This window comes from Dyella soli, from assembly GCF_054482295.1.
This window is the reverse complement of record NZ_JBTFFU010000002.1, coordinates 193,394-214,507: the sequence shown is the minus strand read 5'-3', so window position 1 is coordinate 214,507 and position 21,114 is coordinate 193,394. Positions and strand designations below refer to the sequence as shown.

Annotated in this window: 23 protein-coding genes; 7 read left to right on the top strand and 16 right to left on the bottom strand. The window is 66.4% G+C overall.

Annotated elements, in window-relative coordinates; genetic code table 11:
* The first annotated feature begins 23 nt into the window (after positions 1-23).
* Positions 24-770 (top strand): pteridine reductase, encoded by a 747-nt coding sequence (locus tag ACXU4B_RS11360; RefSeq protein WP_131412455.1) that lies wholly within the window; start codon positions 24-26, stop codon positions 768-770.
* 24 nt (positions 771-794) lie between these two features.
* Here ACXU4B_RS11360 and ACXU4B_RS11355 read toward each other — a convergent pair whose 3' ends face one another.
* The 4 genes from ACXU4B_RS11355 to tsaD all read right to left on the bottom strand — a co-directional run bounded on the left by ACXU4B_RS11355 (position 795) and on the right by tsaD (position 3,698).
* Complete coding sequence (locus tag ACXU4B_RS11355) at positions 795-1,652, bottom strand: DUF6159 family protein (RefSeq protein ID WP_131412457.1); 858 nt, start codon at positions 1,650-1,652, stop codon at positions 795-797.
* 90 nt (positions 1,653-1,742) lie between these two features.
* Positions 1,743-2,225, bottom strand: a complete 483-nt coding sequence (gene folK, locus ACXU4B_RS11350; RefSeq protein ID WP_131412459.1) for a 2-amino-4-hydroxy-6-hydroxymethyldihydropteridine diphosphokinase — start codon at positions 2,223-2,225, stop codon at positions 1,743-1,745.
* Between the two features lie 2 nt (positions 2,226-2,227).
* Positions 2,228-2,587: a dihydroneopterin aldolase gene (gene folB / locus ACXU4B_RS11345; protein WP_131412461.1), complete on the bottom strand. Its 360-nt coding sequence runs from the start codon at positions 2,585-2,587 to the stop codon at positions 2,228-2,230.
* 43 nt (positions 2,588-2,630) lie between these two features.
* The gene (tsaD, locus tag ACXU4B_RS11340) at positions 2,631-3,698 is read right to left on the bottom strand and encodes a tRNA (adenosine(37)-N6)-threonylcarbamoyltransferase complex transferase subunit TsaD (RefSeq protein WP_131412463.1); all 1,068 of its coding nucleotides are present in this window, start codon (positions 3,696-3,698) and stop codon (positions 2,631-2,633) included.
* A 70-nt stretch (positions 3,699-3,768) separates the two neighbouring features.
* On the opposite strand from tsaD, the gene rpsU reads away from it, so the two are divergent.
* The 3 genes from rpsU to ACXU4B_RS11325 all read left to right on the top strand — a co-directional run bounded on the left by rpsU (position 3,769) and on the right by ACXU4B_RS11325 (position 4,915).
* Positions 3,769-3,984: a 30S ribosomal protein S21 gene (gene rpsU / locus ACXU4B_RS11335; RefSeq protein ID WP_055999514.1), complete on the top strand. Its 216-nt coding sequence runs from the start codon at positions 3,769-3,771 to the stop codon at positions 3,982-3,984.
* Positions 3,985-4,149: 165 nt separating this feature from the next.
* On the top strand, positions 4,150-4,596 hold the full coding sequence (locus ACXU4B_RS11330) for a GatB/YqeY domain-containing protein (RefSeq protein WP_131412465.1): 447 nt from the start codon (positions 4,150-4,152) through the stop codon (positions 4,594-4,596).
* A 148-nt stretch (positions 4,597-4,744) separates the two neighbouring features.
* A complete protein-coding gene (locus ACXU4B_RS11325; protein WP_131412467.1) occupies positions 4,745-4,915 on the top strand; it encodes a DUF1328 domain-containing protein in 171 nt (56 codons plus the stop codon).
* Positions 4,916-4,923: 8 nt separating this feature from the next.
* On the opposite strand, the gene ACXU4B_RS11320 is transcribed toward ACXU4B_RS11325, so the two are convergent.
* Complete coding sequence (locus tag ACXU4B_RS11320; RefSeq protein ID WP_131412469.1) at positions 4,924-5,580, bottom strand: GNAT family N-acetyltransferase; 657 nt, start codon at positions 5,578-5,580, stop codon at positions 4,924-4,926.
* Positions 5,581-5,718: 138 nt separating this feature from the next.
* On the opposite strand from ACXU4B_RS11320, the gene dnaG reads away from it, so the two are divergent.
* Positions 5,719-7,452 (top strand): DNA primase, encoded by a 1,734-nt coding sequence (gene dnaG / locus ACXU4B_RS11315; RefSeq protein WP_131412471.1) that lies wholly within the window; start codon positions 5,719-5,721, stop codon positions 7,450-7,452.
* Between the two features lie 135 nt (positions 7,453-7,587).
* Complete coding sequence (locus ACXU4B_RS11310) at positions 7,588-8,214, top strand: DedA family protein (protein ID WP_131412473.1); 627 nt, start codon at positions 7,588-7,590, stop codon at positions 8,212-8,214.
* Between the two features lie 36 nt (positions 8,215-8,250).
* Here the strand turns inward: ACXU4B_RS11310 and mgtA are convergent, their stop codons facing one another.
* The 6 genes from mgtA to ACXU4B_RS11280 all read right to left on the bottom strand — a co-directional run bounded on the left by mgtA (position 8,251) and on the right by ACXU4B_RS11280 (position 16,331).
* Positions 8,251-10,917 (bottom strand): magnesium-translocating P-type ATPase, encoded by a 2,667-nt coding sequence (gene mgtA, locus ACXU4B_RS11305; protein ID WP_131412475.1) that lies wholly within the window; start codon positions 10,915-10,917, stop codon positions 8,251-8,253.
* A 168-nt stretch (positions 10,918-11,085) separates the two neighbouring features.
* Positions 11,086-11,328, bottom strand: a complete 243-nt coding sequence (locus ACXU4B_RS11300; protein ID WP_131412477.1) for a hypothetical protein — start codon at positions 11,326-11,328, stop codon at positions 11,086-11,088.
* 1,620 nt (positions 11,329-12,948) lie between these two features.
* Entirely contained in the window at positions 12,949-13,863 is a 915-nt protein-coding gene (gene cyoE / locus ACXU4B_RS11295) for a heme o synthase (RefSeq protein ID WP_425481440.1), read from the bottom strand.
* Complete coding sequence (locus tag ACXU4B_RS11290) at positions 13,860-15,026, bottom strand: COX15/CtaA family protein (RefSeq protein WP_131412479.1); 1,167 nt, start codon at positions 15,024-15,026, stop codon at positions 13,860-13,862. The genes cyoE and ACXU4B_RS11290 overlap by 4 nt, the downstream gene beginning before the upstream one ends.
* Positions 15,026-15,595 carry a hypothetical protein gene (locus ACXU4B_RS11285; RefSeq protein WP_131412481.1) on the bottom strand — a complete coding sequence of 190 codons (570 nt, stop codon included), beginning with the start codon at positions 15,593-15,595 and terminating at the stop codon, positions 15,026-15,028. Before ACXU4B_RS11285 ends, ACXU4B_RS11290 begins: the two co-directional genes overlap by 1 nt.
* The gene (locus tag ACXU4B_RS11280) at positions 15,582-16,331 is read right to left on the bottom strand and encodes an SURF1 family protein (protein ID WP_131412483.1); all 750 of its coding nucleotides are present in this window, start codon (positions 16,329-16,331) and stop codon (positions 15,582-15,584) included. Before ACXU4B_RS11280 ends, ACXU4B_RS11285 begins: the two co-directional genes overlap by 14 nt.
* Before the next feature lie 59 nt (positions 16,332-16,390).
* Between ACXU4B_RS11280 and ACXU4B_RS11275 the strand changes: the two genes are divergently transcribed.
* Entirely contained in the window at positions 16,391-16,606 is a 216-nt protein-coding gene (locus ACXU4B_RS11275; protein ID WP_131412485.1) for a twin transmembrane helix small protein, read from the top strand.
* A gap of 110 nt (positions 16,607-16,716) precedes the next feature.
* On the opposite strand, the gene ACXU4B_RS11270 is transcribed toward ACXU4B_RS11275, so the two are convergent.
* From ACXU4B_RS11270 to ACXU4B_RS11250, 5 genes are all read right to left on the bottom strand, one after another.
* The gene (locus tag ACXU4B_RS11270; RefSeq protein ID WP_131412486.1) at positions 16,717-17,604 is read right to left on the bottom strand and encodes a cytochrome c oxidase subunit 3; all 888 of its coding nucleotides are present in this window, start codon (positions 17,602-17,604) and stop codon (positions 16,717-16,719) included.
* A 111-nt stretch (positions 17,605-17,715) separates the two neighbouring features.
* A complete protein-coding gene (locus ACXU4B_RS11265) occupies positions 17,716-17,847 on the bottom strand; it encodes a hypothetical protein (protein ID WP_276322580.1) in 132 nt (43 codons plus the stop codon).
* Positions 17,848-17,899: 52 nt separating this feature from the next.
* Positions 17,900-19,516 (bottom strand): cytochrome c oxidase subunit I, encoded by a 1,617-nt coding sequence (ctaD, locus tag ACXU4B_RS11260; protein ID WP_131412488.1) that lies wholly within the window; start codon positions 19,514-19,516, stop codon positions 17,900-17,902.
* Positions 19,517-19,565: 49 nt separating this feature from the next.
* Positions 19,566-20,513, bottom strand: coding sequence for a cytochrome c oxidase subunit II (gene coxB / locus ACXU4B_RS11255; RefSeq protein ID WP_131412490.1), 948 nt, complete (start codon positions 20,511-20,513; stop codon positions 19,566-19,568).
* 20 nt (positions 20,514-20,533) lie between these two features.
* Entirely contained in the window at positions 20,534-20,974 is a 441-nt protein-coding gene (locus ACXU4B_RS11250) for a DUF2244 domain-containing protein (protein WP_131412900.1), read from the bottom strand.
* Between the last annotated feature and the right edge of the window lie 140 nt (positions 20,975-21,114).

Genomic DNA, 21,114 nt, shown 5'->3' with positions numbered 1-21,114 from the left:
TCGCGCCACGCAGGAGCCCACGCATGAGTCCACGCCATGAGCGCCCCGTCGTCCTGATCACCGGCGCGGGCAAACGGGTCGGCGCGGTGATTGCGCGCACGCTGCACGCCGCCGGTTACGACCTGGCCCTGCACTACCGGCACGCGGCCGCCGATACGGAGCTGCTGGCCCACTCGCTCGATCAGCATCGTGCGGACAGCACTTTCACCGTGCAGGGCGAACTGGCCGACCTCGAGCACCTGCCCGACCTGCTGGCGAAGGTGCTGGGCCGATTCGGCCGCCTCGATGCGCTGGTCAACAACGCGTCGGCGTTTTATCCGACCCCGGTGGGCTCGGCGACGGCCGCGCAATGGAACGAGCTGTTCGCCTCCAATGCGCAGGCGCCGTTCTTCCTCAGCCAGGCGGCCCTGCCCGCGTTGCGCGAAGCACGCGGCGCCATCGTCAACCTGGTGGACATCTATGCCGAGCGCCCGCTCGCGCAGCATCCGCTGTACTGCATGGCGAAAGCGGCGCTGGCCGCGATGACGCGCTCGCTCGCGCTGGACCTCGGTCCGGACGTGCGCGTCAACGGCGTGGCCCCCGGCGCGGTCATGTGGCCCAGCGACGGCAAGCCCTACGACGACCAGCAGGCCATGCTGGCGCGCACGCCGCTGCAGCGCGCCGGCTCGCCCGAGGACGTGGCGGGCGCGGTGCTGTGGCTGTTGCGCGATGCCCCGTTCGTGACCGGGCAGATCCTGCGCATCGACGGTGGGCGCACGCTGTCGGTGTAAGCGACGCGTGCGCCACCGCAACGCTCACTTCTTCGGGCGAAACGCCTGTTCCAGCAGCGCCTGGTCAAAACCGTAGCCGACCCGCCCCTCTTCGGCATAGCGATACAGGGCCGCGGCATAAATGCCCTGCAGCGAGGCCTGGATCAGGCCGAGCAGGGTCAGGCCGATCACCGCCACCGCGATCGCCACCACGATCGCCACGATCGACTGCGCGGCCACGGCGCCGACGACCAGCACGGCAGCCACCAGCACTGCCAGGAACATCAGCAGGCCAAACACCACGCCGATACCGGCGTTGCCGATGATGTTTTCGCCCCAGGTGCGCTTGAGCAGCTCGACGCTGCGCGAGATCGCTTCGGTCGGGCCCACGTCCTGGCTTGCCAGTACCGGCACGACGAGGAAAGTGGCCACCGTCCAGGCCAGGCCAAGGAAGCCCGCCACCAGGCGACCGATCAGGCCAAGGCGCTCCTGCAGCGCGCGCAGCAACAGGCCCACCGTGGCGGCGATCAGCGCGTAGCCGAAGATGCTCACCACGCGCTCGCGTGCCAGTGCGAAGCCGGCCGAGAAACTGGCAGGCTCGCCGCGCAGGTGCATCAGTGCGGCACCGGCCAGGGCGGTGTTGAAGAAGATGATCACGAAGTACTGCACGAGATAGAACAGGAACAACGCCACGTAACCGCCGGTGGACAGCACGCGTTCGTGCGCCTGCGCCTCGTGGCCCATGGCCACCACGGCCATGCCGATGGGAATCAGGAAACTCGCTGCCACCAGCACACAACAAATGCCGGACACCAGCGGAAACATCAGCAGCGACTTGTCCGAACGCAACACTGCCGCACTGGCCTTCATCAGGCTCCAACTGCGCGAAAAGCGACCTGCCATGACTTACCCCCGTGTGATGACCCGGCACCTTCTAGCATTCGCCTGACGCCCGGCGATAGTGCCGGCCCCGGGCAACGTGCAAGCGCGTCGTCAGAGCGGCTCGACCACCAGCGGCTCGCTGTCGGCCGGGAACGCCGCCCACAACTCCGCCATGGTGCGTCCGCTGAGCGGATGCGCCACCGATGGCGCGATGTCGGCCATCGGCCTGAGCACGAAGGCATGGCGCAGCTCCTTGCGCGGAATGTCCAGGTGCCCTTCGCCCTGGCGCACCAGGTCGTCGAACAGCACGATGTCGACGTCCAGCGTGCGGTCGGAAAAGCGTGGCACGTCGCGGCGACGGCCATGGCGATCTTCCAGCGCGTGCAGCCAGTCATTGAGCGCTTCGGGCGAAAGCCCGGTGTCCAGCCCCACCGCGAGGTTCACGAAGTCCGCGCCGTCGAAACCCACCGACTTGCTGCGGTAGGCAGGCGACACGGCCAGCGCGCCGAACGTTGCGCGCAGTTCGTCCAGCGCAGCGCGGAGATGGCGCACCGGCTCCACATTGGAACCCAGGCTCAGGTAGGCGCGCGCCATCGTTACTGCGGACGCGTGCCGCGCTCGATGCGCACGCCCACGGCCTTCGCCCCGCGAACCGCCCCCGGCTTGGACAGCTTCAGGCGCACCCACGACACGCCGAACTCCTCGCGGATGATCGCCGCGCAGCGCTCCGCCAGCGTCTCCACCAGACCGAAGCTGGACGCGCCCACATAGTCGATCAGCCGCTTGGACACGTCCTTGTAGTTGAGCGTGTGCGCGATGTCGTCGCTGGCGGCCGGCACGCTGTTGTCGAACGCCATCTCGATATCGAGCGACAGCGTCTGGCGCACGCGGCGCTCCCAGTCGTAGATGCCGATCACGGCATCGATGCGCAGGTCTTCGATAAAAACGATATCCATGCCGATAGGGTCGGCAAGAAACGCCCCGTATGCAAGAGCGCCGTCATTGCGCGGGTGGCAGGGTCTCCAGGTCCCAGCGCGGAAACACCTGCACGGTTTCGTCCTGGTGCTGCCCATGGGCGAGGCGGATGGCGCCGGCCAGCGCGATCATGGCGCCGTTGTCGGTGCAGAACGCCAGGCGCGGGAAATACACGTTGAAGCCGTCCTTCTCGCCCGCCGCGGCAAGTTCCGCGCGCAGGTGCCGGTTGGCACCCACGCCGCCGGCAATCACCAGCCGCTTCGCGCCGCTGGCCTGCAGCGCACGGCGGCACTTGATGATCATGGTGTCGACGATCGCCTCCTCGAACGCGCGGGCGATGTCGGCGCGGGTCTGCTCGCTCTGGTCGGACTGCTGCCAGGCCAGCAGCACCTGGGTCTTGAGGCCCGAAAAGCTGAAGTCGAGGCCGGGGCGATCGGTCATCGGGCGCGAGAAACGGAAAGCCCCCGGCCGCCCCTGTTCGGCCAGCTTCGCCAGCGCCGGGCCACCCGGATAAGGCAGGCCCATCAGCTTGGCGGTCTTGTCGAACGCTTCGCCGGCGGCGTCGTCCAGGGTGTCACCCAGGATGCGGTAGCGGCCGATGGCCTTCACCTCGACCAGCATGGAATGCCCGCCGGACACCAGCAGGGCCACGAACGGCGGCTCGGGCGGGTTGTCCTCCAGCAAGGGCGCCAGCAGGTGGCCTTCCATGTGGTGCACGCCGATGGCCGGCACACCCAGCGCCCAGGCCATGGCGCGGGCCGCGGAGGCACCCACCAGCAGGGCACCTACCAGGCCAGGGCCGGCGGTGTAGGCGACGCCGCCCAGGTCAGCCGGGGTCAGGCCGGCCTCGGCCAGCGCCTCGCGCACCAGTGGCATCAGCTTGCGCACGTGGTCGCGGCTGGCCAGCTCGGGCACTACGCCGCCATAGGCCGCGTGCAGCTTGATCTGGCTGTAGAGGGTATGTGAAAGCAGGCCGCTGCCGGGCGCGGTCGGTTCCCAGCGCAGCAGGGCCACGCCGGTCTCGTCACAGGACGTTTCGATGCCCAGAACCGGCTTCGTTGACTGGGGCTTTGAAAATGCTGTCGTTTCCACGTTATACTTCGCGGCTCACCGTATTCAATCGGCTCGTAAAGTGCGGGCCAGTCTAACACTTGGAGTTTCCATGCCCAGCGTAAAAGTCCGCGAGAACGAGCCGTTCGAGCTTGCCCTCCGCCGCTTCAAGCGCACCTGCGAAAAGGCCGGCGTCCTGGCCGAGACCCGCAAGCGTGAGTTCTACGAGAAGCCGACCCAGGAGCGTAAGCGCAAGCGTGCTGCTGCGGTGAAGCGCCACCTGCGCCGCCTCTCGCGCGACGTTTCGCGCAAGACCCGCATGTATTGAGGTCCATCGTCCGCCCCGTGCGGACGAGCGGTTGCTGGCGCTCCGGCGCCGCGACCCGGGATAACCGGCAGCTGGCGCGTTGACCCGCCGCCGCTGTTCTTTACCCCTACACTGGCCGGCGTTGCCCTGGGCAACGCTGGCTTTGTGTGTTTCCGAGGATAGGCCATGACCCTCAAGCAGCAGCTTACCGAAGACATGAAGACGGCCATGCGCGGCGGCGACAAGCACCGCCTGGGCGTGGTGCGCCTGATCCTGGCCGCGATCAAGCAGCGCGAGGTGGACGAGCGCATCGAACTGGATGATGTCCAGGTGCTGGCGGTGCTGGAGAAGATGCTCAAGCAGCGCAAGGACTCGGTCAGCCAGTACGTGGCCGCGAGCCGCGAAGACCTGGCCGAGGTCGAGCGCGGCGAGATGGTGGTGATCGAGGCCTATCTGCCGGCCAAGCTCAGCGACGACGAGATCGACGCGCTGATTACCGCAGCCATCGCCGAGACCGGCGCTTCCTCGGCGCGGGATATGGGCAAGGTCGTCGCCGCCGTCAAGGAAAAAGCCGCCGGACGCGCGGACATGGGCGTGGCATCCGCCCGCATCAAGGCGCGCCTGGCGGGCTGATCACGCGGTTTTCACGCACAGCCAGCAGCCCTTCCAGGCGGCTGGCTGGCCCGCGCCCGGTTCCCGCTGCACCCCGTTCACGGCCAGCCCACTAGAACGGGAGCGACGCCGGCTCCCACGCCGGCCCGACCCGGCAGGAGCGCAGCGCATGCTCAAGTGGGCCCTTATTTTCGCCATCGTCTCGTTGATCGCCGGCTGGCTCGGCTTCGGCACCGTATCCGGTGTCGCCGGCACGGTCGCCAAGGTGTTGTTCACGATCTTCGTGATCCTGTTCCTGCTGGCGCTGCTGGCGCTGTTCGGCATCATCCACGCGGTCTAGGCCGCGGCTCAGTCGATCACCCGCTCCATGCGCCGATGATCCGGCACGCGGACATGCGCATTGGCCAGGCGTGATCGTCGCTCGCCGGTCAGCCGGAAACCGGCCCGCCGATACAAGGCCTCGGCCAGCGGGTTGCTGGCCGCAACATCCAGCACCAGCCGGCGCCGCCCAGCCTGGCGTGCCGTGGCCAGCAACTGCTCGATCAGCGCGTGGCCGATGCCGCGGCCACGCAGCTCCGGCGCCACCGCGAGGTGCGCCAGGTAATGCATGTCGCCGTCGGGCGGGCGGATCACCGATTCCACGCGCAGCCCGCGCAGCATCACCGGAATGGCACGGCGCCAGCCGTAGTGCGCGACGATCTGGCGCGCCGCGGCCAGCATGAACGGCCACTGGGTATCGGCCCCGTAGCCCGCGCCGACCGCCACCACGCGCCCCTGGGCCACGCCGACCCAATGGTTGCGCCAGCCGAATTCCCCCGCGCCGTCGACAAAGCAGCGCTGCAGGAAGGCCTGCGCATCGTGACCGTCGCGCGTGGCAAACACATAGTCGAAGGCCGCCGGCCCCGAGCAGTAGATCAGCGGCACCGCCGCCGTCGCGTCGGCCGGCGCGGCAGGGCGAAACTGCACCTGCAGGCCTGGCCTTGCCGTTCCCAGCACATTCCCCATGGATGCCACCCCAAGCCCCCCGGCTCCTCAGGCGGCAGCATAGGGCAAGCCAGGCGTCGTGCGCTGCCTTCCGGGCGATGCAAATAGCGTCCCGCCCGTCGCTCCGCCATGCGCTGCACCCTCTACACTAAGCTGCTTATGCGCGGACGTATTCCTGACAGTTTCATTGACGACTTGCTGGCCCGCGTCGACATCGTCGACGTGATCGAGCGGCGCGTGCCGCTCAAGAAGGCCGGTCGGGAATGGACCGCCTGCTGCCCGTTCCACAACGAGCGCTCGCCCTCGTTCTACGTCAGTCCCGCCAAGCAGTTCTTCCATTGCTTCGGCTGCGGCGCGCACGGCAGCGCGGTGAAGTTCCTGATGGATTACGAGCGCCTCGAATTCCCGGATGCGGTGGAGGAGCTGGCGCAATCGGTGGGCCTGACCGTGCCGCGCGAAGGCGGCAACGACGCGCCGCGCGAGGACAAGACCGACCTCTACGCCCTGCTCAATGCGGCCGCCAGCTGGTACGAGCAGGAGCTGCCGCGCAGCGCCGAGGCGCAGGCCTATTGCCGCAAGCGCGGACTGGACACGGAGACCATCCAGCGCTTTCGCCTTGGCTGGGCGCCGGCGGGCTTCGACGGCGTGATCAAGGCGCTGGGCGGCAGCGACAAGCGCATGCAGTTGCTCAACGAAGCGGGCATGGTGGCGAGCAACGAACGCGGCCATCGCTACGACCGCTTTCGCGAACGCCTGATGTTCCCGATCCTCGACCGGCGCGGCCGCGTGATCGCTTTCGGCGGAAGAGTGTTGCAGTCGGACCAGGGCCCGAAATACCTCAACTCGCCGGAAACGCCGCTGTTCCACAAGGGCCGCGAGCTGTTCGCGATGTGGCAGGTGAAGCAGGCCAACCCGAGCCTGTCGCGCATCGTGGTGGTCGAGGGCTACATGGACGTGATCGCCCTGCATCAGGCCGGCCTGCCCATCGCGGTGGCCACGCTGGGCACGGCCACGACGCCCGAGCACACCGAAGTGCTGTTCCGCGCCGCGCCCGACGTGGTGTTCTGTTTCGATGGCGATCGTGCCGGCCGCGCGGCCGCATGGAAGGCACTGGAGGCGGCACTGCCGCGCCTGCGTGACGGGCGCCAGGCGTACTTCCTGTTCCTGCCCGATGGCGAGGACCCGGATACGCTGATCCGCAAGGAAGGCAAGGACGGCTTCGAGAAAAGGCTCAAGGCCGCCACGCCGCTGTCGGAGTATTTCTTCGGCGAACTTGCGCACGACGTGGACACCACCAGCCTCGATGGTCGTGCACGACTGGCCGAGCGGGCACGCCCGCTGGTTGCGAAGCTGCCCGACGGTGCCTTCCGCGACCTGATGGCGCAGGAACTCGAGAAGCGCACCGGCGCCCGCGCCGTGCTCGAAGCCGACCCCGCGGCGCGACACTCGCTGCAGCGTCCCGTGGCCGTGCAGCGCTCGCTCGTTCGCAGCGCCATCGCCCTGCTGCTGGCACAACCGGGCGTGGCCGACGACGTGGCACGCCCCTATGGCTTCCTGCGCATGGACAAGCCCGGCGTGGAACTGCTGGCCGAGCTGATCGACCTCGCTCGCTCGCGCCCCGGCATCAACCCGGCCATGCTGGTGGAACACTTTGCCGAACGGCCCGAATATGCCGCCCTGCAAAAGCTGATGGCCGCCATGGTGGTCGGTGAGCCCGAGGCACAACGCGCCGAATTCTTCGACGCACTGGCGCGCATGGAGCAGCAGGCCATCACCCAGCGCCGCGAGTGGCTCACCAGCAAGAGCCGCGAGGGCACGCTGGACGCGGCCGAGAAGGCCGAGCTGCGCCAGTTGCTGGCCGCCCGCGCCACGCCACCGGCAAAGGCCGGCTAGGCCTCCCGCGGCCCGCCACCTGTCGGTGAACACCCGCAGCGTATGCCCTGCACTGCCGCAAGCGCAGTGACGCCTTCGTGTGGGATCATCGACCACTCCCTACGGCATGGGCAGCGCACCCGGGCATGGATGTAGATGGAACTGCTTGAACGATTGGTGACAGTGTTCGCCGAGAACGGCTACCTCGCGGTGTTCATCGCGTTGTTGCTGTGCGGCGCGGGCGCGCCCTTGCCCGAAGACATCACCCTCGTCGCCGGCGGCATCATCACCGGCCTGGGTTACGGCAGCGTGCACGTGATGTTCGGCGTGGCCATGGTCGGCGTGCTCGCCGGCGATGCCGGCATGTTCCTGCTCGGCCATCATTTCGGCGCGCGCATCCTGCAATGGCGACTGGTCGCCCGCGTGCTGACGCCGGAACGCTACGCCAGGGTGCAGGAGAAATTCGAGCGCTACGGCAACCGGCTGATGTTCTTCGCGCGCTTCCTTCCCGGCATGCGCACGGCCGTGTACATCACGGCCGGGTCCACGCATCGCGTCTCGTTCATGCGCTTCTTCCTGCTCGACGGACTGGCCGCGCTGATCAGCGTGCCGATCTGGGTCTACCTGGGCTACCTGGGTGCCGACAACCACGAATGGCTGGCGATGTGGATACGTCGCGGCCAGCACAGCCTGTGGGCACTGGCGGGCGTGCTGCTGCTGATCCTGCTGGTGTTGTGGTGGCGGCACCGTCGCCGCCAGCGCTGCGAGGACGCCGGCAACTAGCGTCGCCTCCCGCCCGGGGAGGCGACGCGTTGTACCTTACAGCCAGCGTCCGTAGCGGCGGATATAGATCAGCTTCATCAGCTGGGTCAGCACGCAATAGGTCAGCACGGTCAGCGCCAGCCAGCCGAAGTAGACGCCAGGCAAGGCCATCATGCCGATCTTCGCGCCGATGCCCATGTAGGGCACCAGCATGCCGATGATGATGATCGCGGTGGTCAGCGCCAGCACCGGCGCCGCGGCCACGCTCTGCAGGAACGGGATCTTGCGCGTGCGGATCATGTGCACGATCAGCGTCTGCGTGAGCAGGCTCTCGATGAACCAGCCCGACTGGAAGAACGCCTGGTGCTCGCTGGAGTTCGCGCCGAACACGTACCACAGCAGCAGGAAGGTGGTGACGTCGAAGATCGAGCTGACCGGGCCGATCCACACCATGAAGCGACCGATGTCGCTGGCGTCCCACTTGCGCGGCTTGCGCAGGTATTCATCGTCCATGCGGTCGAACGGAATCGACAGCTGCGAGATGTCGTACAGCAGGTTCAGCACCAGGATCTGCAGCGGCAACATCGGCAGGAACGGCAGGAACGCGCTCGCGATCAGCACCGAGAACATGTTGCCGAAGTTCGAGCTGGCGGTCATCTTGATGTACTTGATGATGTTGCCGAAGGTGATGCGCCCTTCGATGACACCCTCTTCCAGCACCATCAGGTTCTTTTCGAGCAGGATGATGTCGGCCGACTCCTTGGCGATGTCGGTGGCGGTATCCACCGAGATGCCGACGTCGGCCTCGCGCAGGGCCGGCGCGTCGTTGATGCCGTCGCCCAGGAAGCCCACCGTGTGGCCCTGGCGCTGCAGCGACTTGACCACCCGCGCCTTCTGCAGCGGCGACATCTTGGCGAACACGGTGGTGCGCTTCACCAGCGCATCCAGCTCGGCATCGTCCAGCGGCTCGATGTGCTTGCCCTGGAGCGAGTGCTCGACGTCGAGGCCCACTTCGCGGCAGATCTTGCGCGTCACCGCCTCGTTGTCGCCGGTGATCACCTTCACTTCGACGCCGTGGTGGTGCAGCGCCGCGATGGCGGTGGCCGCGCTGTCCTTGGGCGGATCCAGGAAAGCCAGGCAGCCGACCGCGACGAGGTTGCTTTCGTCCGCCACGCCATAGGCGCGGCCCGCCGGTGGCTGGCGCTTGATGGCGACCACGAGCACGCGCAGGCCATCCTCGTTGAGGCCGCGCGTCATCGCCTTGATCTCGGCGCGCATCTCGTCCGTCATCGGCAGGATGTCATCGCCGACCTTGGCCGATGCGCAGATCGACAGCATTTCCTCCACGGCACCCTTGCATACCAGCAACTCGTTGCCATCACCGTTGCCCAGCACCACCGACATGCGCCGGCGCTGGAAGTCGAACGGGATCTCGTCGACGATGCGGAAGTGGGCCGCCGTCTCCTCCAGGTCACGGTGCGACAGCACCGCCTTGTCCATGAGGTTCTTCAGGCCGGTCTGGAACCGGCTGTTGAGATAGCCGTATTCGAGCGCCTCGTCGGACTCCTCGCCGTACAGGTCGAGGTGGCGCTCCAGCACGATCTTGTCCAGCGTGAGCGTGCCAGTCTTGTCCGTGCACAGCACGTCCATCGCGCCGAAGTTCTGGATCGCATTGAGCCGCTTCACCACCACCTTGCGATTGGACATCGCCAGCGCGCCCTTGGCGAGGTTCGCGGTGACGATCAGCGGCAGCATTTCGGGCGTCAGGCCCACGGCCACCGACAGCGCGAACAGGAACGCCTGCAGCCAGTCGTGCTTGTCCAGTCCGTTGATCAGGAAAACGATCGGCACCATCACCGCCATGAAGCGGATCAGCAGCCAGCTGACGCTGTTCACGCCGCGGTCGAAGCTGGTTTGCACGCGCTGGCCGACGATGGTGCGCGCCAGCGAGCCCAGGTAGGTGCGCGAGCCGGTGGCGACCACCACGGCCGTCGCGCTGCCGCTGACCACGTTGGTGCCCATGTAGCACACGGTCGGCAGGTCGAGCGGATTGTCCAGCGCGCTGTCCTGCAGTTCGACGGCCACCTGCGCATGCGCCGGGGCAGCCTTCTCCACCGGCAGCGATTCGCCGGTGAGGATCGCCTGGCTGATGAACAGGTCCTTGGCCGAAACCAGGCGCAGGTCGGCGGGCACCATGTCGCCCGCGGCCAGGTGCACGATGTCGCCGGCGACCAGCTCGCCCACCGGCACTTCGATGCGCTCGCTGTGGCCGTCCGACGCGCGGCGCGTCACCGTGGCGGTGTTGCGCACCATGGCCTTGAGCTTCTCGGCGGCCTTCGACGAACGGTATTCCTGCGTAAAGCTCAGCACCACGCTGATGCCCACCATCACAGCGATGATGATCGGACCGGTGAGGTCGCTGGCATCGGTGAACAGCTGCACGGCAGCGAGCACCAGCAGCACGATGATGAACGGGTTCTTGAACGCACGCAGCAGCTGCGCCGACCAGTGCGGCGGCTTCTCGTGCGATACCTCGTTGAGCCCGTCGCGGTCCAGGCGCTCGGCGATCTGTTCCTCGTTGAGGCCGGCGGCACTGGTATCCAGCGCTGCGTACAGGGCCTCGTTGTGGCGGAACGCTTCCTGGGCCACGACCACGCGCACGGGCGCGGCGGCGCCCTTGCCGGCCGCCTTGCCGGTGACGGTCTGGGTGGAGTGCTTGAACATGACTCGCTTCCGTGATTCGGTGACACCTGCGGCGGACCAGCGAGCCGGCGGGATCAACCCGCGCGTGACGCCAACGCCTGCGCTACGACTTTCGTCGCCATCGTTGCCACGGGACTGGCGGAGGCCAGCCCTTGCGCGGCAGGTCGAGCCTGGCGATCGAGTGCTTCATCAGTGACTGGATACCAGCTGCAGATGACGATGCGCTTGCGGTTCGGCATGTTCGTGCCAGCGCGCGGCCGGGCGGCCACGCGAATTGTCGGCGTGCCAATGCATGTCGAGCACGACGGGGGCCTGCGTCTCGTTGAGCGGCGCAGGCACGGTGATCGTCCAGGCACGGCGTGCATCCGCACGGCCACCCGCCAGCGGGCGGACTGCGGTACGCAGACGAAAGAAATCGCGAAGGAGCTTCATGGCCCTTTCTCCTCTTTAACGGCGCCAACGGCGCCGTCAGAGGTGGGCCGGTCTTCCCTAGTCCAGGAAAGCGCCAGCCGACCGCAGGCGGTCGCCGCAGCTAATCAGCTTGTTATGCAATGCCGGCACCCGATGCTCGCGGATGTCGACGTTGCGACTAGGGTAAACGTCCATATGCCTTGGGTTGATAGGACAGAGGCCACTTAGGGCGCGTGACGCCCGGTAGCGGGCGAATTGTCTTGCTGCGGTGCGCAAGTGTCAACCCTGTGAGGGGGATTCGGGGTGCGAAATTTGTTGCGGTCTGGCGCTTGCTGCGTTTGGTGTGGGGTATTCCGTGGATTTCGCGGTTGTTGGCGTTTTCGCAAGGGTGCCGCCTGCGCGGCGGGCGTTCCGAACCGCTGCCGCGGTCCGGGTCACTTTTCTTTGCTGGTCCACGCGCGCGCAGGAGCGCCTGCGAGCGGCGAAGCCGGCCCAAAGGGCGGAGGGCAAGATGCCCGGAGTCAAGAAAAGTAACCCAAAGAAATGGCATCAAAGGCTGGCAGCACGGCGTGGGATACAAGCGCTGGCGACTGGGGCAAGGTGCGTAGCGTTACGTGCTACCTCATCGACAGCGGCTACCCCGCGGGTCGCCAGTGCCGCGAGGGCTCAAGGCAACTTCGATCGAAGGATCCCTTCTCCCTGCGGCGACCCGAAGGTAGTCCCTGTGGGAGAGAAGGTGCCGGCAGGCGGATGAGGGTTCGGGCGGAGCGCGAGCCTGGAATGCTGCGCAAGCCCCGCACCCTCACCCCAACCCCTCTCCCGAGGGGAGAGGGGCTAAGGCGGCTTCCATCGAAGGAATCCTTCTCCCATTGGGAGAAGGTGCCGGCAGGCGGATGAGGGTTCGGGCGGAGCGCGAGCCTGGAATGCTGCGCAAGCCCCGTACCCTCACCCCAACCCCTCTCCCGAGGGGAGAGGGGCTAAAGCAGGCTCCATCGAAGGAATCCTTCTCCCTCCGGCGACCCGAAGGTAGTCCCTGTGGGAGAGAAGGTGCCGGCAGGCGGATGAGGGTTCGGGCGGAGCGCGCGAGACAGAAACGCTGCGCAAGCCCCGTACCCTCACCCCAACCCCTCTCCCGAGGGGAGAGGGGCCAAGGCGGCTTCCATCGAAGGAATCCTTCTCCCATTGGGAGAAGGTGCCGGCAGGCGGATGAGGGTTCGGGCGGAGCGCAAGATGGAAAGGCTGCGCAAGCCCCGTACCCTCACCCCAACCCCTCTCTCCCACAGGGACTACCTTCGGGTCGCCGGAGGGAGAGGGGCTAAGTGCGGCGGCGCCACGCGTTGCTCTAAGTCCTCAGTACATCGGCGCGTCGCGGAGTAGCCGCAGTCCCTGAGGTAGCACGTAACGCCACGCCGCTTGCTCCAGGCCTCGGCGCTTGTATGCCACGCATCGCTGCCAGTTCTCGAGGCCATTTTTTTGGGCTACTTTTCTTTGACTGCGGGCATCCTGCCCTCCGCCCTTCGGGCCGGCTTTGCCGTTCGCACGCGCTCCTGCGCGTGCGTGGGCCAGCAAAAGAAAAGTGACTCGGCTGCCGGCAGGCAGTCGAAACGCCCGCTGCGCAGGCGGCAACCTCAGAGCAAACTCTCAACCCGCCGACCGCTGAAATGCCATCCCCTGCTGCACCAGCGGCTCCATCACCCAATGGTCCACCAGCAGGAACGCGAACAGCGCCATCAGGTACACGATGGAATAGTTGAACACCTTCATCGCGAACAACTCATCCGGCGGATTGAGCAGGCGGACGGCGTAGTAAAGGAAGCCCGCGCCCAGCACCACCGCACCACCCAGGTAGACCATCCCGCTATACCCGGTCAGCGCCGGCAACAGGGTCACCAGCACGAGCAGGATCGTGTAGAACAGCACGTGCCAGCGCGTGAACACCACGCCATGCGTCACCGGCAGCATCGGCACCTGCGCACGCGAGTAGTCGTCGCGGCGGAAGATCGCCAGCGCCCAGAAATGCGGTGGCGTCCACACGAAAATGATCAGGCACAGCTGCAGCGCGAAGGGATGCAGCGCACCCGTGACGGACGTCCAGCCAAGCACGGGCGGGATCGCGCCGGCGAGGCCGCCGATCACGATGTTCTGCGGCGTGGCGCGCTTGAGGTAAGCCGTATAGACCACTGCATAGCCGATCAGGCCACCAAAGGTCAGCAGCGCCGTGAGCGGGTTGACCAGCAGCACCAGCACCAGCATCGACACCACGCCAAGCGCAAGCGCAAACGTCAGCACCTGCCTGGGCTTGAGATGACCCGTCGCCAGCGGGCGATGCGCCGTACGCGCCATCACCTTGTCGATGCGCTGGTCGATCAGGTGATTGAACGCCGCCGCCGAAGCCGACGCCATCCAGATGCCCAGCGTGCCGAACACCAGCGCGCGCCATGGCGGAATGCCCGGCACGGCGAGGAACATGCCGATGACGGCGCAGAACACCAGCAGCGCAACGACGCGCGGCTTGGTCAATTCCATGTATTCGTGGAAGCGGCTGCTCATCGTCATGGGTGTCCGAAAGAAAGGAATATCGCGTCATCATGGCGCCTCTGCGTGCGCGCCAGCGTGGCCAGCAAGGTGAACAGCAACAACGCCGCCGCGCCATTGTGCAGCGTGGCGACGGGCAGCGGCAGGCCGAAATGCACGTTGCTGATGCCCAGCAGCACCTGGCTGACCAGCACCACGGCGATGGCCAGCCCCTGCGCGCGCAGGCCGCGGCGGGAGACGCGGTGCGACAGCCAGCCCAGGTAGCAGAACACCACCAGCGCACCGAGGCGATGGGCGATCTGGATGGCGCTGCGCGCGGCCATGTCCAGCACGCCGCCCTCGTAGTTCACGCCGATGCCACGCCACAGCACGAAGCCTTCACGGAAATCGGTGGGCGGCATCCATTGGCCCAGGCACTTGGGAAAGTCGGTGCCGCAGGCGAGCGCTGCGTAGTTGGAGGACGTCCATCCGCCCAGCGCGATCTGCGCCAGCAGCAGCACGATGCCCAGCACCACCGCCTTGCGCAGGCCGGCGTAGCTGTCGTCCGGCGCGCTGATGCCGGCGAAACGCAGTGCCGCATAGGCAAGCAGGGCGAAGGTGGTGATGCCGCCCATCAGATGTCCCATCACCACGATCGGCTTGAGCAGCAGCGTCACCGTCCACATGCCGAGCATCGCCTGGAACACCACCACCGCCAGCGCCAGCACGCTGATGCGCCACGCGCCCGGCCGTTTCAGGCCGATCGCCGCCAGCAGCGGCAAGCCGATCGCCAGCATCGACAGCAGCAGGGACCAGTGATGTTCGCCGCGGATGTACAGGCTCACGCCCACGGCGGCGAAGATGGCCCCGGCGATCACCGCAAGGCGCCCCCATGCGTTACGCCAGCTGGCGAGCAGGGCCAGTGCGAATACCAGCGTGCCCAGCGTGCCGGCGAGGAAGCGATGCACCTGCTCGCGCCAGGCCTTGTGCGTCTCGAACGGCCGATCCGGAAACGCCTCGTTCGCCTGCGCGATTTCATGCTGGTGCTCCGGCCAGCTGACCTGCCCGTAGCAGGTCGGCCAGTCCGGACACGACAGGCCCGCATTCGACAGGCGAACGAACGCACCGAACATCACCACGCCAAACGCAAACACCGCGGCGAGCAGGGCCAGGCCACGCAGGGCCTTGAGGGAGCGGGCGGACATCAACGGATCACCTTCTGCAGATCCTTGCGCAGGCCGGAAGGATCGAAGCCCGCCGGGTAGAACGACAGCGCCGTGCCGTCGGACTCCACCAGCAGCGCGACCACGCTGTCGGGCTCGTCGGGACGGAACGACTCGAGCTGCCCGCCGCTGTCCTGGCCAAGCTGCCAGTAATCGGCCATGCCGTTCGCGGCCGCGTTGGCCGGCGGCGCGCCGACGTAGAGCAGGCGCAACCGCGGCGCATTGCGGTTGAGGGTGATGCGCGCGGCAGCCATCTTGGTCAGCGTGTCCAGGCAATGTGCCGCGCAGCCTGGGCCGGCCAGCGCCACCAGGGTGAGCTGCGGCTCGGCCGCCCGCCAGGCCCACGGCTGGCCGTTGGCAAGCGTCACCTGCACCCGCTCGTCGGCGAGGTTGCGCTGCGGCTCGATCGGCTGGCCATTGGCCTTGCCGCTGGGCTGCCAGCCGGTCAGCGTGAGCAGGCCGGCCACCAGGATCGGCGCGGCGAACACCAGCATGATCAGCAGCAGTTTCAGGCGGCTCGCGCGCAGCGCGGCGGGGTCAGGCTTGTTCATGGCTAGTCCGGCGTTTGGATGGTCGGCGGCGGTGGAGCATGAGGAAGATCACCACGGCCGCCACGGCAAAGGTGAACCACTGGAAGGCATAGGCACGGTGCCGCGCGGGCGGCATCGCGGAGAAGTCGAGGACGTGCGCCCGCACGTAGATGGCGGCCTGGTCGTCGTCCAGTGCCAGCACCTGCGGATAGAGCAGGCTGCCGAGATCACCGGCCACCTGCGGCAGGTCGAGATAGACCGTGGTTTTTGGCCAGTGCGCCTGGCGCGCCAGCGCGTTGCCGCCCATCTCGAAACCCACGCCGGGAGGCGGCAGGTACAGGCCCTGCAGGGCCTGCTCACCGGTGGGCAACGGCGGCAATTGCGGTGCCTGGTCGGTGCCGTTGCCCGGGAGGAATCCCAGGTCCACCAGCAGCAGTCGGTCGCTGCCCTGCGGACGGAAAGGCGCATAGACTTCCACGCCGCCGAGTTGGTCATGCCTCGGGTTGTCCAGCAGGTAGGCACGGTCGGCGAGGTACTCGCCCTGCACGCGCACCCGCGCGAACGCGTTGGCGGGTGGCGTCATGGCAACGCCCGCAAAGTCCCGCGGCACCTCGTTTTCCGCTGCGGCATACCGTCGCAGAATGGCTTCCTTTTCGTTCGCGCGATGCAGCTGCCACACACCCAAGCGCATGAACAGCAAGGCGCCCGCCAGCGTGAGCAGCAGCGCGAACCAGGATGGGCGGCGCAGCCACTTCACGCGGCGGCACCGCAGATGACCGCTATACTGCGGATGTCTAAAACGTCTGGACCAATCACGTGGAAACCGTCTACAAATATGCGCTGGTGATCCTGCTGCTGGTGGTGCTGTTCAATCTCGGTCAGGCGCTGTATTTCATGATGACCGACAAGGACGGCAGCAAGCGCACGGTGTGGGCGTTGACCCGCCGCATCGGGCTGTCGGTGCTGCTCATCCTGATGGTGGTGCTCGGTATCTGGATGGGCTGGCTGCACCCGCACGGCGTGGGCCAGTAATTGTAGCGTCCCGCCGGGGCCCGCGCTCCGCTTGCGACACCGCGTTCGACCGCATCCATAAACAAAAAGCCCGCCTTTCGGCGGGCTTTTTGTTGCGGCGCCTGGGCGCCTCAGAGGATGTAGACGAACATGAACAGGCCCAGCCACACCACGTCCACGAAGTGCCAGTACCAGGCCACGGCCTCGAAACCGAAGTGGTGGTCCTTGCTGAAGTGGCCCTTGGCCACGCGCAGCCAGATGATCGCCAGCATGATGGTGCCCAGCGTCACGTGCATGCCGTGGAAGCCGGTGAGCATGAAGAAGGTCGAACCATAGACGCCGCTCTGCAGGGTCAGGTTGAGCTCCTTGTAGGCCTCGATGTACTCGTTCGCCTGGAAGTACAGGAAGGTGGCGCCCAGCAGCACGGTCAGGCCCAGGAACAGCAGGATCTTGCCGCGGTGGCCGACCTTCAGCGCGTGGTGCGCGATGGTGATGGTGACGCTGGAGCTGAGCAGGATCAGCGTATTGAGCAGGGGCAGGCCCCACGGCGCCACCGTCTGGAACTCGCCGCCGACGCGGCCCGGGCCACCACCGCCACTGGCGCCCCACGAGGCGGCGTACTCGTTCCACAGGAACTGGTGGGTCAGCACGCCGTGGCCATCACCGCCCAGCCACGGCACCGAGAACATGCGGGCGTAGAACAGCGCGCCGAAGAAGGCACCGAAGAACATCACCTCGGAGAAGATGAACCACATCATGCCCATGCGGAACGAGCGGTCCACCTGGCTGTTGTAGTTGCCCGCGAGCGATTCGCGGATCACCGAGCGGAACCAGCCGAAGAACATCAGCAAGATGCCGACGAAACCTGCCGTCAGCAGGGTCTTGCCGAAACTCGCCTCACCCGGCGCGGCGTTCAGCCAGTGCGCGGCACCGAATACGGTGACGAACATGACGACCGCAGCCACGATCGGCCAATAGCTCTTGGTCGGTACGAAATAAGCGTCTTGCTGCTGACCCATGGTGAGATCCCCGTGGATTTCTCTTGTTTACTTCCGCCCCCGCCGAACCGCGCGGGGAACTGCAACCCGAAGCGCCTCACCGGCGCAACGGAGGAATACTGCGGCGACGCGTCAGGAGTACTTCAGCCCCTGCAGCAGCGAGAGCAGGAAGATCGCCAGCGCGATCAACCCGAACACCGTCACGGTGCGCCGCACGCCTTTTGCACGTGCATTCTCGATGACTGACTTCGACGACTGGTTCATCTGACTCGCTTTCCACCCGCCCTGGCCAGAAGCCAGGGCGGTCGTGCTTGCATCAATCTTCGACGTGGCCGTGCGCCAGCTCGTCGTCGTGGATCACCGGCGGCACTTCAAAGGTGTGGTACGGCGCCGGCGAGGCGACGGTCCACTCCAAGCCCTTGGCACCTTCCCATACGCGATCGGCCGCCTTCTTCTTGGAGAACCACACGGCATGGATGATCACGCCGAGGAAGATCAGCTGCGAGGCGCCGAACAGGAAACCGCCGATCGAGCTGACCATGTTGAAGTTGGCGAACGCGACGTTGTAGTCCGGGATGCGGCGCGGCATGCCGGCCAGGCCCAGGAAGTGCTGCGGGAAGAACAACACGTTCACCCACACCACGCTGTTCCAGAAGTGGATCTTGCCCCACGTTTCCGAATACATGTGGCCGGTCCACTTCGGCAGCCAGTAGTACGTGGCGGCGATGATGGCGAAGATGGCACCCGTCACCAGCACGTAGTGGAAGTGCGCCACCACGAAGTACGAGTCGTGGTACTGGAAGTCGGCCGGAGCCAGCGCCAGCATCAGGCCGGAGAAGCCGCCGATGGTGAACAGGATCACGAAGGCGATCGCGAACAGCATCGGGGACTCGAAGGTCATCGAGCCGCCCCACATGGTGCTGACCCAGTTGAACACCTTCACTCCCGTCGGCACCGCGATCAGCATGGTGGCGTACATGAAGAAGATCTCGCCGCCCAGCGGCAGGCCCACCGCGAACATGTGGTGCGCCCACACGATGAACGACAGGAAAGCGATCGAGGCAATGGCGAACACCATCGCCTTGTAACCAAAGATCGGCTTGCGCGCGAAGGTCGGGATGATCTCGGACACCAGGCCAAAGGCCGGCAGGATCATGATGTAGACCTCGGGGTGGCCAAAGAACCAGAAGATGTGCTGGAACAGCACCGGGTCGCCACCGCCAGCGGCGTTGAAGAAGCTGGTACCGAAGTACTTGTCGGTGAGCAGCATGGTCACCGCGCCCGCCAGCACCGGCATCACCGCGATCAGCAGGAACGCCGTGATCAGCCAGCTCCACACGAACACCGGCATCTTCAGCAGGTCCATGCCGGGGGCGCGCATGTTGAGGATGGTGGCGATGATGTTGATCGCGCCCATGATCGAGCTGATGCCCATCAGGTGGACGGCGAACACCACGTAGGCCACCGAGTCACCCTGCAGCGACAGCGGCGGGTACATGGTCCAGCCGCCGGCGGGGCCACCGCCCGGCAGGAACAGGGTGGACAGCAGCAGCGCGAACGCGAACGGCAGGATCCAGAACGACAGGTTGTTCATGCGCGGCAACGCCATGTCCGGCGCACCGATCATCAGCGGGATCATCCAGTTGCCCAGGCCCACGAAGGCCGGCATCACGGCGCCGAAGATCATGACCAGCGCATGCATCGTGGTCATTTCGTTGAAGAAGTACGGCTGCACCAGCTGCATGCCGGGCTTGAACAGCTCGGCGCGGATCACCATGGCGAAGCTGCCGCCGATGAAGAACATCAGCAGCGAGAAGACCAGGTACAGCGTGCCGATGTCCTTGTGGTTGGTGGACATGCACCAGCGCACGAAGAAGTTCTTCGGCGCGCCGTGATGATCATCGTGGTGATCGTGGGTGGCTGCGTGGGCCATGCCTTGCACCTCTACCTAAATGCGGAAAACGGTTGGACGGACTGAGCGATCAGCCCTGATGGCCCTGCGAAACAGGTGCGTCGGATGCCTGTGCCGTGGCAGGCGCAGCGGCGGTCGAAGCGGCAGCGGGTGCCGCTGGCGCGGGCAGCGTGGCCTGCGTTTGCTTCTGCGCCAGCCACTGCTCGAACTCGGCCTTCGGCAGTGCCTTGACCACGATCGGCATGAAGCCGTGGTCCTGGCCGCACAGCTCGGCGCACTGGCCACGGTACACACCAGGCTCCTTGATGTTGGTCCAGGCCGCGTTGACGATGCCCGGGATGGCGTCCATCTTCCAGCCCAGCGCCGGCACCCACCAGGAGTGGATCACGTCGCCGGCCGTGATGACGAAGCGGATCTTGGTGCCGACCGGCACCACCAGCGGTTCGTCCACGTTGAGCAGGTAGGTGTTCTCGCCATCCACCTTCACCGCGTTCGGGTCAAGGCCCGACTGCAGCTGGCGCGTCTCGTCGCTCTCGCGATCGAGCTTGGACACGAAGCCGACCTTCTCGATCGCCTTGCCCTTGTAGTCGACGTAGTCGTAGCGCCACTTCCACTGGTAGCCGGTGACCTTCACGGTCATTTCCGAGCCGGTGGTGTCGGCGAACGTGCGCAGGCCGCCGGTGGCCAGGTAGGCCAGCACGATCAGGATGATCACCGGGACGGTGGTCCACACGATTTCGAGCATGGTGTTGTGCGACCACTTCTCCGCCACCGCGCCACGCGACTTGCGGAAGCGGAACATGGCGATGAACATCGCGCCGAACACCAGGATGCCAATGACCACGCAGACACCCAGCGCGACATTGTTCAGGAAGTACGGTTCGGAGGACCACTCGGCCGCGCCGCGGGTCATGTTCAACTGTCCTGGCTGCGGATTGGCCAGGGCCACGCCGCCGAACATTGCGAGAGCGATGAGTGCGCATGCCGCGACTGCTCGCTTGATACCGCCAGATGTCATGTCTTGCACCTTTGTTGAACCTACCTGCGCGGCTGGCGACGGATATCGTCCAGCAGCACCTTGAGTTTCCTTGACAGCTCGGCACGTTCCTCCTCGGCGAGGAAAGCCCCGATCTCCAGTTCCCGCCCGTGCGATGTCAGCAGCAGACGCCCCCTTCCGTTACCGTCGCGCCACTCCACGCGTACCCAGTACGCCTGGAAACGCGCACGACGCCGACCTGGCAGGGACTGCACCTCCAGCGACGATTCGTCGAGGGTGATGCGCTCGCTACGGTCGCCGGCCCGCCAGGCTACGCCCAGGGCGAAAGCCACCGCGGAAGATTCGACCAGGGCAAACAGCGGGGCAAATACATTGCCCTGCCACGCGCCCAGCCCGGCCGTCGTCAGCGCCAACGCCGCCAGTCCCCCTATCAGCCGACGCAGGTCACGGCGGCTCAGCGCGCGATTGGGCTTGAGCCACATCGTCACGCACGGCAAGCCGGCCGCTGCTGGTCGAAGCACGATCATGGGGACCCGGCGTGCCTGGAACGCGGGAATAATAGGCTGCGACGGTGCCAGTGAGCAAGAATGACGCACCCACTTGATTTGAAGCGGGCATGAAT